The 12,974-nt window shown below is 70.4% G+C and carries 12 protein-coding genes; 6 read left to right on the top strand and 6 right to left on the bottom strand.

Going from position 1 to position 12,974, the window contains the following annotated elements:
- Positions 1 to 13: 13 nt before the first annotated feature.
- From BWI15_RS00720 to BWI15_RS00735, 4 genes are read right to left on the bottom strand one after another with little or no spacing between them, the layout of a single operon-like run.
- Entirely contained in the window at positions 14 to 961 is a 948-nt protein-coding gene (locus BWI15_RS00720) for a VWA domain-containing protein (protein ID WP_077012282.1), read from the bottom strand.
- Positions 958 to 1,980 carry a DUF58 domain-containing protein gene (locus BWI15_RS00725; RefSeq protein ID WP_077012283.1) on the bottom strand — a complete coding sequence of 341 codons (1,023 nt, stop codon included), beginning with the start codon at positions 1,978 to 1,980 and terminating at the stop codon, positions 958 to 960. Before BWI15_RS00725 ends, BWI15_RS00720 begins: the two co-directional genes overlap by 4 nt.
- Complete coding sequence (locus BWI15_RS00730; protein WP_077012284.1) at positions 1,977 to 3,008, bottom strand: AAA family ATPase; 1,032 nt, start codon at positions 3,006 to 3,008, stop codon at positions 1,977 to 1,979. The genes BWI15_RS00725 and BWI15_RS00730 overlap by 4 nt, the downstream gene beginning before the upstream one ends.
- Entirely contained in the window at positions 3,005 to 3,283 is a 279-nt protein-coding gene (locus BWI15_RS00735; protein ID WP_077012285.1) for a hypothetical protein, read from the bottom strand. Before BWI15_RS00735 ends, BWI15_RS00730 begins: the two co-directional genes overlap by 4 nt.
- A gap of 128 nt (positions 3,284 to 3,411) precedes the next feature.
- Between BWI15_RS00735 and BWI15_RS00740 the strand changes: the two genes are divergently transcribed.
- From BWI15_RS00740 to BWI15_RS00755, 4 genes are read left to right on the top strand one after another with little or no spacing between them, the layout of a single operon-like run.
- Entirely contained in the window at positions 3,412 to 4,104 is a 693-nt protein-coding gene (locus BWI15_RS00740) for a response regulator transcription factor (RefSeq protein ID WP_077012286.1), read from the top strand.
- Positions 4,101 to 5,390 (top strand): sensor histidine kinase, encoded by a 1,290-nt coding sequence (locus tag BWI15_RS00745; RefSeq protein ID WP_077012287.1) that lies wholly within the window; start codon positions 4,101 to 4,103, stop codon positions 5,388 to 5,390. The genes BWI15_RS00740 and BWI15_RS00745 overlap by 4 nt, the downstream gene beginning before the upstream one ends.
- A 26-nt stretch (positions 5,391 to 5,416) precedes the next feature.
- Positions 5,417 to 7,861 carry an aminopeptidase N gene (pepN, locus tag BWI15_RS00750; RefSeq protein WP_077012288.1) on the top strand — a complete coding sequence of 815 codons (2,445 nt, stop codon included), beginning with the start codon at positions 5,417 to 5,419 and terminating at the stop codon, positions 7,859 to 7,861.
- 52 nt (positions 7,862 to 7,913) lie between these two features.
- Complete coding sequence (locus tag BWI15_RS00755) at positions 7,914 to 9,305, top strand: S28 family serine protease (protein ID WP_077012289.1); 1,392 nt, start codon at positions 7,914 to 7,916, stop codon at positions 9,303 to 9,305.
- A gap of 9 nt (positions 9,306 to 9,314) precedes the next feature.
- On the opposite strand, the gene BWI15_RS00760 is transcribed toward BWI15_RS00755, so the two are convergent.
- Positions 9,315 to 9,875 carry an RNA polymerase sigma factor gene (locus BWI15_RS00760; RefSeq protein WP_077012290.1) on the bottom strand — a complete coding sequence of 187 codons (561 nt, stop codon included), beginning with the start codon at positions 9,873 to 9,875 and terminating at the stop codon, positions 9,315 to 9,317.
- Between the two features lie 29 nt (positions 9,876 to 9,904).
- On the opposite strand from BWI15_RS00760, the gene BWI15_RS00765 reads away from it, so the two are divergent.
- Both BWI15_RS00765 and BWI15_RS00770 read left to right on the top strand, forming a co-directional pair.
- Positions 9,905 to 11,047 carry a serine/threonine-protein kinase gene (locus BWI15_RS00765; protein WP_077012291.1) on the top strand — a complete coding sequence of 381 codons (1,143 nt, stop codon included), beginning with the start codon at positions 9,905 to 9,907 and terminating at the stop codon, positions 11,045 to 11,047.
- 99 nt (positions 11,048 to 11,146) lie between these two features.
- The gene (locus BWI15_RS00770) at positions 11,147 to 11,764 is read left to right on the top strand and encodes a hypothetical protein (protein WP_077012292.1); all 618 of its coding nucleotides are present in this window, start codon (positions 11,147 to 11,149) and stop codon (positions 11,762 to 11,764) included.
- Positions 11,765 to 11,926: 162 nt separating this feature from the next.
- On the opposite strand, the gene BWI15_RS00775 is transcribed toward BWI15_RS00770, so the two are convergent.
- Positions 11,927 to 12,955 (bottom strand): S66 family peptidase, encoded by a 1,029-nt coding sequence (locus tag BWI15_RS00775; protein WP_077012293.1) that lies wholly within the window; start codon positions 12,953 to 12,955, stop codon positions 11,927 to 11,929.
- Positions 12,956 to 12,974: the final 19 nt, after the last annotated feature.

Here is a 12,974-nt window from a genome sequence, read left to right on the forward strand (position 1 = left end):
TGCTCCTTGGTGCTCACGGGAGCCGCGAGAACCACAGCAGCGACGCCAGCCCGGCCAGCAGCGCCGCGGCCAGGGCGATTCCCGCCACCAGGTTGGTGATCTCGCGTTCCTCGGTGGTCCAGCCGATCGACGACTGGAGGTCGGAGTAGACGTCGCGCAGTTCCTCGTCGCTCTCGGCGGCGTAGAAGGAACCACTGGTCGCGTCGGCCAGTCCCTGCAGGGACTCGGTGTCGGCGGGGACCGGGATCGACCGGCCTTCGAGGTCGATGGTGCCTTCGGGAGTGCCGTACGCGATCGTCGACACCGGTACGCCGGCCGCAGTCGCCTCCTGGGCGGCCTCGTCGATCGGCCGGCCGGCGGTGTTGCCACCGTCGGACAGCAGCACGATCCGGGCCGGCGGCGGGTCCTCGGCGGCCTGCGCGTCGACCGAACGGATCGCCTGCAGGCTGGTCAGGACCGCCTCGCCGATCGCCGTGCTGTCGGTCAGCGTGAGCTGTTCGATCGCGTCGACGGTGGCCTGGTGGTTGGTGCTCGGTGGCGCGACCACGGTCGCGGTCCGGGCGAACGAGACCAGCCCGACGTTGAACTGCTCGGGCAGGTCGCGGACGAACTGCGTCGCGGCCTCCTTGGCGACGGCGAACCGGTCCGGTGCGACGTCGGTGGCGGCCATCGAGTTGCTGACGTCCATCGCGACCACGACCGTCGCGCGTTCCCGCGGCACCCGGACGTCGGTGACCGGGCGGGCGATCGCGATGGTCAGCACCACGATCGCTGCCAGGAACGCCAGCGCCGGGGCGTGCCGCCGCCAGCCCGGCCGCTTCGGGGCGACCTTCTCCAGCATCGGCAGCGTGGCGAAGCGTACGGCGTACCGGCTGCGGCGGCGCTGGGCGACGACGTACGCGACGACCAGGGCCGCGGCGACCAGCAGCAGCCACAGCCACAGGGGTTGCTCGAATCTCATCGTGTACCGGTCCTCCCTCGAGGGGTTCGGCGGGCCGCGGCCCGCTTGCGGGCGGCGGCGAACGCGGCGACGTCGCGCACCCAGTCGGTGTCGGTCCGCAGCACCAGGTGCGCGGCACCCGAGGCGCGGATCGCCTGGGCGGTGCGTTCCCGGTGCGCGGTCATCGCTTCGGCGTACCGGCGGCGGAGCTTCTTGCTGCTCGTCTGGACTTCGCGCCGGCGGCCCGTCTCGGGATCGACGACGGTCAGCAGGCCGACCTCGGGAAGGTCGAGCTCCCGGGGGTCGAGCACCTCGACCGCGATCACTTCGTGCCGGGCGCCGAGCCGGCGCAGGGCGTCGGCCCAGCCGGCGGCGGAGCCGCTCGATTGCCCGTTGACGGCAGCTTCCTTCTTTTGATCCGCCGCGGCGGGCCAGGGGTCGGAGTGGAAGTCGGAAACCACGACCCGGAGGCCTGGGCGCGGATGCTCTCGGTCCAGCCGAGTGATGGCGGTGGCCAAGTCGGTCGCCGGGTACTCGCCAGGTGTTGCCCTAGGCAACGACAACAGCGTGCGCAGAGTACGGCGCAGCGCCGCGGACCCACCGGCGGCAGGGATTCGGCGGACCTGGCCACCCAGCGCGATCCGGACGCCGAGGGAGTTGCCGGGGCGGTCGGCCAGCAGGCCGATCGCCCCGACGATCGCGACTGCCAGGTCGCGTTTCTCGCTCAGCGCCGTACCGAAGTCCATGCTGGCCGACGCGTCGAGCAGCGCCCAGGTCTCCAGTTCGCGCTCGGCGAGCGGGGCGCGGACGTGCGGCTCGAGCGAGCGGGCCGTCACGTTCCAGTCCATCCGCCGGACGTCGTCCTGCCCTGCCTGGTAAGGCCGCGCCTCGTTCGGTTCGCTGCCCGGGCCGCTGCGCAACCCGGTGATCTCCCCGTGCAGAAAGCCTTCCAGCTTCCGTTTGACCGACAGCTCCAGGGAACGCAGGGCCCGCTCCCGACCTGCGATCAGGTCGGGAGAGGACGCCGACGGGTTACTCATGCCGCTGACCCCTGCGCGCCACCGGTGACGTCGTACCCGGGAACGGCGTTGATGCCGGGCGGTGAGTCGTCCGCCGGTACGACGTGCGGCTGCTCGACCGCGTGCAGGACCCGGGACACCACCGCGCGGGGATCGACCCCGTCGGCCAGCGCGTCGAAGGTCAGTACCAGCCGGTGCGCCATCACGTCGTGCGCGACGTCGTACACGTCGGCCGGCAGCACGTAGTCCCGGCCGCGCAGCAAGGCCAGCGCTCGTCCGGCCGCGACCAGGCCGAGGGTCGCCCGCGGGCTCACCCCGAACTCCAGGACGCCGCCGAGATCGTTGATCCCGTACTGCTGCGGCTCGCGGGTCGCGTGCACCAGCCGGACGACGTACTCGGCGACCGCGTTGTGCACGAAGACGTCTTCGGTGGCCTGCTGCAACTCACGGACCAGCTCGGGCGTCAGAACGGCGTTCGCGTGCGGCCGGTGCGAGCTCATCCGCTGCAGGATCGTGAGCTCCTCCATCGGGGTCGGGTAGTCGACGGTGATCTTCAGCAGGAACCGGTCCCGCTGCGCCTCGGGCAGTGCGTACACGCCCTCGGACTCGATCGGGTTCTGCGTCGCCAGCACCAGGAACGGTTCCGGCAGGGGATAGCTGACCCCGCCGATGCTGACCTGCTGCTCGGCCATTGCCTCGAGCAACGCCGACTGCACCTTGGCCGGTGCCCGGTTGATCTCGTCGGCGAGCACGAGGTGGGCGAAGATCGGTCCGAGCTCGGTGTCGAACCCCTCCGCCGACGGCCGCCAGATCCGGGTCCCGACGATGTCACCGGGGACCAGGTCGGGGGTGAACTGCAGCCGGGCGAACCGGCCGCCGATCACCTCCGCCAGCGTCCGCACGGCCAGCGTCTTCGCGACGCCGGGGACCCCTTCCAGCAGGCAGTGACCGCGAGCCAGCAGGCCCACCATCATCCGCTCCACCAGCTGGTCCTGGCCGACCACGACCCGCTTCACCTCGAAGAGGGCACGTTCCAGTACTGCGGTCATGCGTTGCCCTGGGGGTTGCTCTGCTCGGGCTGGGTCTGGTCGGGCTGGGCCTGGCCCTGGTTGCCGTCCTTCTCGGGGCAGTCACGGCCGTCCCGCTGCTGAGCCTGGCCTTGGCTGGTGCCCGGTGACGGGGTGGTCGCGTCCTCCTCGACGGTCACGTACCCCTGTGACGGCGCCGGGTCCTCGGTGCCCGCGGCGTAGGCGAAACCACCGACGCCGAGTGCCGCGACGGCGACCGCGCTACCGAGCAGGACACGCTTTCCGGGGAAGTTCATCAGTGACTCCTTTGGTTCGGATGATGCGACCAATTCATCACCGCGCCCCGAAAACGACCGGAAAGCCGAGCGAAAGCCGACCGAAAGCGCATCCCGGCAACCGGCGCGAGCCCGGTTACCTTTGGCTTGTGCGACTACTGGTGGTGGAGGACGAGGAAGGTCTGGTCAGCGCTCTGCGCTCGGGACTGGGCCGGGCCGGCTATGCCGTGGACACCGCGCTGACCGGTGCCGAGGCGGTGGAGAAGCTGGCGACCACGGCGTACGACCTGGCGATCCTGGACATCACGCTGCCCGACACCAACGGGCTCGACCTGTGCCGGGCCGTCCGCCGGGGCGAGATCGAGGTGGCGTCGGGGCGTGAGCTGCGGGTGCTGATGCTGACCGCCCGGGCCTCGCTGGCCGACCGGGTGCGCGGTCTCGACGAGGGCGCCGACGACTACCTGACCAAGCCGTTCGCGCTGGTCGAGCTGCTGGCGCGGATCCGCGCGCTGCTGCGCCGCGACGTGACGAACGGGACCACCCAGCTGCACGTCGGCGACCTGGTGCTCGACTCCTCACGGCACCTGGCGACCCGGGCGGGACGGGAGTTGCCGTTGACGCTCAAGGAGTTCGGCGTACTGCGGTATCTGATGTCCCGCCCCGGCCATGTCGTCTCGGCCGAGGAGCTGCTGGAACACGTCTGGGACGAGAACGCGGACCCGTTCACCCAGAGCGTCCGGGTGACGGTCGGCACGCTGCGGCGCAAGCTCACCCAGGAGGGCGAGGAGCCCTTGCTGGAAACGGTGATCGGCCGGGGCTACCGGCTGAGAGGTGAGACATGAAGGTTGGATCTCTCCGGCCCACCGGGCTGATCTCCCGCCTGCCGGCCTGGGCGCAGACCATCCGGTTCCGGCTGACGCTGGCCTACTCCGCCGTGCTGATCGCGCTGTCGGCGTTGCTGCTCGGCGGCCTGTACTTCGCGCTGTCGGCGTACCTGGATCCCAAGCCGCTCGATCCGATCACGGTCAAGAAGGTGTATCGCGAGCACGACGGTGACCTCAAGCTCAAGCCGGGCGTGGTGATCCAGGCCGCCGAGATCTCCAGCATCGAGTCGGCGGTCAACTACCAGACCCTGCAGACGATGCGGAACTACTCGGCCGCGGCGATGGGTGTGCTGTTCGCCGTCAGTCTCGGCACCGGATGGTGGTTGTCGGGGCGCGCGCTGCGCCCGGTCCGGGCGATCACCGCGACCGCGCAGGACATCTCCGCCACCGACCTGTCCCGCCGGATCGCGCTGACCGGGCCACGGGACGAACTGCGCAATCTCGCCGACACCGTCGACGACATGCTGACCCGGCTGGAGGCGGCGTTCGTCGCGCAGCGCCAGCTCGTCGACGACGCGTCGCACGAGCTGCGCAACCCGCTCGCGGTGATCCAGGCCAACGTGGACGCCGTACTCACCCACGACGACACCCCGCCCGAGGACCGCGCCCAGGCGACCGCGATCGTGGCCCGCGCGATCCAGCGGATGACCCGGCTGGTGGAGGACCTGCTCGCCTCCGCCCGCCGGTCGTCGCCGGCCTTCGTCGACGCCGACGTGGACCTGGCCGGGATCGCGGGCGAGGCCGCGGAGGAGTACGAGCTGATCGCCGCCGACCGCGAGATCCGCCTGGTCCGGCGATTGGCGCCGGGCCCGATCGCCGCCGGTGACGCGTCCGCGCTGCGGCGAGCCGTCGACAACCTGCTCTCCAACGCCGTCCGCCTCGCGCGCGGCGGCAGCGAACTGGTCCTGGCCGTCGGCAGCCGCAACGGCTGGGCCTGGATCGCCGTCCGCGACGACGGACCCGGCATCGCGGAAGAGGACGCCGACCGCGTCTTCGACCGGTTCTTCCGCTCCGGGGAACGCCAGTCGCCCGCCACCGTCCTGTCCACCGGCCAGCGCCGGGCCGGCCTCGGGCTGGCGATCGTCCGCCAGATCGTCGAGTCCCACGGCGGCTCGGTCTCCCTGCACTCGGAGGTCGGCACCGGCAGCACGTTCGTCCTGTGGCTGCCCGACCGTTCACTGACGAGCAACACCCGCCGCACGCCCACGCCCCCGACGGAGGACCCGCTCGGCCCGCGTCCCTGACATGTCGTTGTTGCTAGGTTCGGGGGATGCCTGCTCTCACGGTGGAAGACGCACGGGCCCGGGCCGACGTGGTGATGGTTCGCGGTTATCACCTCGACTTCGACTTCACCGCCGGGGACGAGACGTTCCGATCGCTGTCGACGGTGTGGTTCGCGGCGTCCGCGGGCGAGACCTGGCTGGATGTGAAACCGCGCGAACTGGTGTCGGTGAAGCTGAACGGCGTACCGGTGGACGTGAGCGGGCTCGACGACGGGCGGCTGCCGCTGACCGGGCTGAACGCCGAGAACGAGCTCGTGGTCGACGCGGTGATGGAGTACGCGCACGACGGCGAGGGGATGCAGCGATCGGTCGACGCGGCCGACGGGCGGGTCTACCTGTACGGGATGTCGTCGCTGGAGTCCGCGCCGCGCTACTTCGCCTGCTTCGACCAGCCCGACCTCAAGGCGCCGTACCGGATGACCGCGACGGTGCCGAGCGACTGGATCGTGCTCGGCAACGCGCCCGCCCGCGAGGTGCGGCCGGGGCGCTGGGAGGTGGCCGAGACAAAACCGCTGTCGACGTACTTCGTCACGCTGGTGGCCGGGCCGTATCACCTGATCCGCGGCGAGCACGACGGGATCCCCCTCGGGCTGGGCTGCCGGCAGTCGCTGGCGCCGTACCTGGACCGGGACGCCGAGGACCTGTTCAGGGTGACCGGGCAGGCGTTCGACGAGTACCACCGGCTGTTCGGGTATCGCTATCCGTTCGGTGAGTACCACCAGGTGTTCGTGCCCGACTTCAACCTCGGCGCGATGGAGAACCCGGGCTGCGTGACGGTCGCGGACCGCCTGGTCTTCCGGTCCGCGGTCACCGACGCCGAGCGCAGCACGCGGGCGCGGATCCTGGTGCACGAGATGGCGCACATGTGGTTCGGTGACCTGGTCACGATGCAGTGGTGGAACGACCTGTGGCTGAACGAGTCGTTCGCGGAGTACATGGCGCACCGGGTCTCGCACGACGTGACCGACCACGGCGGGCACTGGATCGACTTCGGCTTCGTCCGCAAGTGGATCGGTCTGCAGGCCGACCAGCGCGCGTCGACGCACCCGGTCGCGGCGGACCCGGTCAAGGACGCGCGCGAGACGCTGGAGGACTTCGACGGGATCTCGTACGCCAAGGGCGCGGCGGTGGTGAAGCAGTTGGCGGCGTACGTGGGCGACGAGGTGTTCCTGCGTGGGGTGAGCGCGCACCTGCGGGCGCACGAGTTCGGCAACGCGGACCTGGCGGCGTTCGTCGCGAAGCTGACCGAGGCCGGCGCGGTCGACCTGCCGGCCTGGTCCGCGCAGTGGTTGCGGACGTCCGGGCTCGACACGATCAGCGCCACGCGGTCGTCGAACGGTGTCGTGCTGCACCGGTCGCGCCCGGACGACGCCGAGCGGCCGCACCAGCTGACAATCGCCGCGTACGACGAAGCGGGCCGGCCGACGCCGGTCGACGTACTGCTGGACGCCGACGAGGTCGCGGTGTCGCTTGACCCGTCGGCGGCGCTCGTCGTACCGGATGCGGGGGACGACACCTGGGCGAAGATCCGGTTGGATCCCGCGAGTCTCGCCGCCTTGCCGCGGCTGCTGCCGTTGGTTGCCGACGGCACCACTCGTGCGGTGATCTGGAACAGCATCCGGGACTCGGTCGCCTCCGGTGAGCTGAATCCCCAACAGGCGTTGGAGATCCTGCTCGCCGCGCTGCCGTCGGAGGACAGCGACATCGCCGTCGATTCCTTGCTGCGCTGGGCCGAGGACAGCCTGCTCGGCCGGGGCCTTCCCTACGGGCCCGAGCCTCTCGCGCGGGTACTGATCGCGCGGCTCGGCACCTGCGATCCCGGCAGCAGTCTTCAGCTCGCCGTCGCACGCGGCGTGATCGCGACGTCGTCCGACGCCGATCTCCTCCAGGGGTGGCTGACCGGTAGCGCTCCGGAGGGCGTGGCGGTCGACGCGGAGTTGCGGTGGGCGCTTGTTCTGCGGCTGGTTCGGCTCGGGGTCTTCGGGGAAGCGGAGATCGACGCCGAGCTGGAGCGGGACCGGTCGACCGAAGGGACCGTGCGCGCGGCGGGTTGCCGGGCGGCCCTGCCGACGGGCAAGGAGGCGGCGTGGACCCGGGTGATGACCGATCCGTCGATCGGGGTCAACGAGCTGTCCTCGCTGTGCGCGGGCTTCTGGCATCCCCTGCAGGCCGAGCAGACCGCGCCGTACGTCGAGCGCTACTTCGCGGAGATCGCCGGGACCGCGGAAATCCGGGCCGGAATCGTCGTCGGGCTGACCGCCGGACGGATCTTCCCCCGCTACGCGATCTCCGAGAGCACCGTCCAACGGGCGGAGGCGCTGGCCGGCGACAAAACCGTTGCGCCCGGCATCCGCCGCGCGGTCGCCGACGCGGCCGACGACCTGAAACGGTCGCTCGCGGCACGCGACCTGTGGACGAGTTCCTCGCACTGAACGCCGATCGCCCCTAGTCTGTGAAGCTGTCGTCCCCAGCAGAGGAGCCGTCATGCGCCGGTTCGTGGCCAGTGTTGTCGCTTTGCTCGTTACCGCTCTGATCGGATCGGTCCTGACACCGGCGGTGGCCTCGGCCGCCGTCCTGGACGACGTCGCGGCGAGGCTCGCGACGATCCCCGGGCTGCGGATCGAGAGCAGCAGCGTGATCAGCGGCAAACCGTTCTTCGTGCTGCGCTACACGCAGCCGGCCGACCACAAGTCGCCGGGCGGTGAGACGTTCGAGCAGCGGATCACGCTCTGGCACCGCGATTTCGCCCGCCCGACCGTCCTGCACACCACCGGGTACGGCGGTGTCGGCGGCGCGTTCACCGCCGAGCCGACCCGGCTCGTCGACGGCAACCAGCTGAACGTCGAGCAGCGGTTCTTCAACAGCTCGACCCCGGCCAGCAAGGACTGGTCGAAGCTGAACATCTGGCAGGCCGCCACCGACCACCACCGGATCGTCACCGCGTTCAAGAAGGCGCTGTACCCGGGCAAGTGGGTCTCCACCGGCGCCTCCAAGGGCGGCATGACCTCGGTCTACCACCGCCGGTTCTACCCCAACGACGTCGACGCCACGGTCGCGTACGTCGCGCCGCAGGACGTGATCAACAAGCGCGACTCCTACGTCAGCTTCATCCAGGAGGCCGGCACGGACCCGCAGTGCAACGCCGCCCTGCGCAACCTGCAGCGCAACACGCTGCTCCGGCGGCCGGCGATGCTGGCCAAGCTCAAGGAGTACGCCGCGGCGAACGGGCTGACTTACGAGAGCACCTTCGGGTCGGCCGACCGGGCGCTGGAGGCCGCGGTGCTCGACACGCCGTTCGCCTTCTGGCAGTACAGCACGCAGGCGAGCTGCCCGTCGGTGCCCGGCAGCGCGACCGCCACGGACCAGCAGCTGTTCGACTTCATCGACCAGATCTCCGGCTGGTCGTTCTACTCCGACGAGGGCACGGCCGGCTTCCTGCCGTACTACTACCAGGCGACCCAGCAGCTGAACTGGCCGGACGTGGCGAGCAAGACGACCTGGCTCAAGGGCCTGCTGCACTACCGCGAGGCGGGCGACGCGCCGGCCGCCGTACCGGACAGCATCGAGCCCAAGCACGAGCCGGTCGCGATGATGGACGTGGATCGGTGGCTGAAGTCGCAGGGCCGGCGGATGCTGTTCGTGTACGGCGAGAACGACCCGTGGAGCGCGGAGAAGTTCGAGCCCGGACCGGGCACGCGCGACTCGCACTGGTTCACGCAGCCGGGTGGCAACCACGGGGCGAACATCGGTGGCCTGCCGGCGGCCGAGCGGGCCGAGGCGACGACGATTCTGCAGAACTGGATGGGCGTCGCGGCGAACCCGACGGTGCGGCAGTTGACCGTCGACCCGGGAGCGCGGCAGTTCAAGGCGCGGTGACGGGCGTGATCAGCGGGCAGTGAGGCGCTGGGCGACTTCCTTGCGGGCCTGGTGGATCCGGGCCTTCACGGTGCCGAGCGGGATCTGCAGCTCGTCGGCGATCTCGGCGTAGGTCAGCGCGCCGAGATCGCGCAGGACGAGCGGCTGGACGAGCTGCGGGTGATGCGACTCCAGCTGCTCCAGCGCCTCCAGCAGGTCGAGGCGCGAGCCGGCGATCACCGAGGTCGTGCGCGGGTCGACCGCCTCCGGCAGCACCTCGGCCGACTGCTCGACCGACCGCCGCTTGAGCGACCGGTAGGTCTGCCGGGCCTGGTTGGTCGCGACGATCGTCAGCCACCCCGCGAACGTGCCGGTGCCCTTGAAGGTGTGGATCTTGGTCGCCACCGTCATCAGCGTGTCTTGCGCGGCCTCCTCGGCGTCCTCCCGGTACGGCAGGAACTTGGCCACCCGGCGCTGCACCTGCGGCCGGATCGCCTGCAACAGTTCGGGCAGCGCGGCCTCGTCCCCACCCGCTGCCCGCGCGGCCAACTCCTCGAGCTCGTCGTTCATGCTCCCCCAGGTGTTCGCCATGATCCACTCCGTCACCGACAATAGTGGTGATGGAAGCCATCGGACGCTATCGCCTGCAGTCGAAAATCGGCGCGGGTGCCTTCGCGACGGTCTGGCGCGGGTACGACGACGACCTGGACGTCGACGTCGCGGTCAAGGTGCTGGCCGACAATTGGGCCTCGCGGGCCGACGTCCGGGAGCGGTTCCTGTCCGAAGCCCGCCTGATGCGGCGGATCGCCAGCGACCGGGTGGTGCGCGTCTTCGACCTGGGTGCGCTGGCGGACGGGCGCCCGTACTTCGTCATGGACTACGTCAGCGGCGGCACCCTGGCCGAGGTCCTGGCGGCCGGTCCGCTCGATCCAGCCGACGCGCTGTGGTGGGGAGCCGACCTGGCGCGCGCGGTCGCGGCGCTGCACGCGGAGGGCGTCGTCCACCGGGACATCACCCCCGCCAATCTGCTGCTGCGGCCTTCCGGCGGCAAGGAATCCGGCGGTGGGACGCACCGGATCGTGCTCGCCGACCTGGGCCTGGCCAAGCGAGCCGCTGAGGCTTCCGGCCTCACTCAAGCGGTCGGTACGCCGTCGTACATGGCGCCGGAGCAGGGCCGCGGCGACGAAGGCTTCGACGAACGCGCCGACGTGTACGCCGTCGGTGCCGTCACGTACGCGCTGCTGACCGGCCGGCCGCCGTTCGTGGCGTCCTCGATCAAGGACGTGGTCGGCCGCGATCCTGACGTCGATCCACCGAGTCTTCGCCCTCTGCTGCACGACGCCGTCGGTCAGGTCGACGAGCTGTTGGCGCGGTCGCTGGCGTATCGGGTCTCGGATCGGTGGTCGCGGGCCGACACGCTTGCGGAGCGGTTGGAGGCGGAGGCCTACCGTCTGGAGCAGGAGGCTCCGCTGCTGGCGTCTTTGCGCACGTCGACCGGGACCCAGGACGGAATCAGCACCACTGTGGGGTCCAGTTCCGGCGCGACAGTCGGCGCGGATGCTTCTGCGGCGGAGTCTGGTGGCGCGTCGTCCACCGGATCAGAGACATCGTCCGTTGGGTCGACCGCCGCTGTCCCGCCGGATTCCGTCGCTGGAACGTCCCGCCGCGGCCGGCGTGTGTTGCGCGTGGTGCTGTTGGCGGTGTTGTTGCCGTTGGTGTTTGTGCTGGGGGCGGCGGGGACTTGGTATCTGGCGGGGCGCTGAGGCGTCTCGGCCCCCTCGCAACAGCTCGAACCCAATGACCGAGCCCACCACGTGAGATGGCAGGGTTCAAACCGGCATTTGACTGCGTAGAGTAATAATATGATCACTCTACGGAAGTTTCTGGCGCCCGTGGTGGTTCTCAGTCTGGTCCTTGTCCCCCTGCCGGCGATGGCTTCCGGAGCCGCGGTCAGCTACGCCTGCCGGGCCGACACCAAGTTCGGCCAGCATCAGCTCTCGCTCCGGCAGGGCGCCGCAGCGAAGGCTCCAGCGACCGTGAAGCCAGGAGCGCACTTCTACGTCGTGGTCGACCTCAAGCCCGGCTCGCTGCCCGGTGAGGTCAAGGGGTTCACGCTGAAGGACGTTCGCGACCTCTCGCTGCGGATCCCGATCCCCGCCAACTCCCAGTTCGTCTCGGCCTGGCTGTCCGGCGGCTCGGGGCTCAACTCCACCCCGACCATCCAGGCCGCCAACGGCGTCGCCACGCTCCGGGTCGCGGGGCCGATCGCCGGCGGTGCGTCGTACAAGCTGCCGCAGCTCACCGTGCACCTCAAGGCCGGGCGCTCCGGCGTCGTCGAGACCAAGCTGCAGGGCTCGAGCTTCGACAACCCGGGGCTCGACCTCCAGGCGACGATCAAGTGGAAGTTCGTCACGATCAAGTCCCCGGTGCGGTGCTATCCCGATCCCAACCCGGCGCTGACCCGGACCGAGATCCGCTAGGGTGTGTCTCCCAATTCCCCGCCTACTGCGCGGCACCCGGCACGGCACCTCGCCGCACGGGAGCCAAGACCACGATGCTTCGCATCGCCGGCCTCGTCTCCCGCACGCCGAGCTACCGCACCGGGCACCTGCTCGCTACGGCGCGGAATTGGGAGACACACCCTAGTACGTCACCGTGATCCGCCCGGCCGCCGGGTCGAGTTCGGCCTGGCCGCCGTACGGGAGGATCAGCTGCGGATCGGTGTGGCCGATGTCCAGGCCGGTGACGACGACGGCACGCGGGTTGTACTCCGCGATCGTCGCCCGGGCGGCGGCGTACTGGTCAGTGACGTACGCCGCGGCGGCCTCGTCGGTGAGCTGGTTGTCGAGAGCCCAGGATTTCGGCCGCGCCCACAGCACAGCGGAGAAGCGTTCCAGGAGTCCTCGCTCGCCGAAGTTCCTCAGCATGCGGTGCACCAGTACGGCGCTGGGCAGTTCCTCGCTGGTCTCCAGGAACAGAACGCCGGAGTACTGCTCGACCGGCAACATCCAGCGATCGGCCGCCAACTGCCAGTCGAGGATCTCCAGGCAGCCGCCCCACAGCCGTCCGACGACCGGCGTCGACGGGCCGGACCACTGCCATCCCGTGCCCTCGAACAGCTCCGGCTCGGACTCCAAGGTGCTGGGATCGGCCCAGTCCCGGTCGCGGTCGGTCCAGCCGGCGGCGGGGGACAGGTCGTACGCGCCGGAGTCGAACAGCGCCGCGCGCAACGACTTCTCGGTGTCCGGATGCATCGCGCCGCCGCGACCGAACTGCACCATCACGCTGCCGCCGTGGAAGGCCGGCAGGCCCAACGAGTACAGGAAGTTGAGCAGGTTCGTGTTGTCGCTGTAGCCGAAAAACGGTTTCGGATTGGACCGGAACACCTCGGGGTCCAGGTGCTTCAGCACGGTGAGCTGGTCGTCGCCGCCGATCGTCGCGATCACCGCGCGCACCGACGGGTCGGACCACGCCGCGTGCAGATCCGCGGCCCGCTCGGCGGGAGTCGTGCCCAGCCGGCGGGTGGTCGGGTACTCGACCGGCTCCAGCCCGAACGACCGGAGCCGGCGCAGCCCGAGCTCGTACGGCGCCGGAAAGATCTCGGGCAGCCCGCCCGACGGCGAGACGATCGCGACCTTGTCGCCCGGTACTGGTTTCCTCACGAAGATCACCGCTGAACCGTAGCGCCGC

Source organism: Kribbella sp. ALI-6-A (assembly GCF_001984195.1).
Taxonomy (GTDB): Bacteria; Actinomycetota; Actinomycetes; order Propionibacteriales; family Kribbellaceae; genus Kribbella.

Excerpts from the sequence above, each read along its gene's own strand:
- BWI15_RS00755 (WP_077012289.1), top strand. The coding sequence starts at position 7,914 with ATGCGCCGGTTCGTGGCCAGTGTTGTCGCTTTGCTCGTTACCGCTCTG.
- BWI15_RS00735 (WP_077012285.1), bottom strand. The coding sequence starts at position 3,283 with ATGAACTTCCCCGGAAAGCGTGTCCTGCTCGGTAGCGCGGTCGCCGTC.
- BWI15_RS00725 (WP_077012283.1), bottom strand. The coding sequence starts at position 1,980 with ATGAGTAACCCGTCGGCGTCCTCTCCCGACCTGATCGCAGGTCGGGAG.
- pepN (WP_077012288.1), top strand. The coding sequence starts at position 5,417 with ATGCCTGCTCTCACGGTGGAAGACGCACGGGCCCGGGCCGACGTGGTG.
- BWI15_RS00745 (WP_077012287.1), top strand. The coding sequence starts at position 4,101 with ATGAAGGTTGGATCTCTCCGGCCCACCGGGCTGATCTCCCGCCTGCCG.
- BWI15_RS00765 (WP_077012291.1), top strand. The coding sequence starts at position 9,905 with ATGGAAGCCATCGGACGCTATCGCCTGCAGTCGAAAATCGGCGCGGGT.
- BWI15_RS00720 (WP_077012282.1), bottom strand. The coding sequence starts at position 961 with ATGAGATTCGAGCAACCCCTGTGGCTGTGGCTGCTGCTGGTCGCCGCG.
- BWI15_RS00730 (WP_077012284.1), bottom strand. The coding sequence starts at position 3,008 with ATGACCGCAGTACTGGAACGTGCCCTCTTCGAGGTGAAGCGGGTCGTG.
- BWI15_RS00760 (WP_077012290.1), bottom strand. The coding sequence starts at position 9,875 with ATGGCGAACACCTGGGGGAGCATGAACGACGAGCTCGAGGAGTTGGCC.
- BWI15_RS00770 (WP_077012292.1), top strand. The coding sequence starts at position 11,147 with ATGATCACTCTACGGAAGTTTCTGGCGCCCGTGGTGGTTCTCAGTCTG.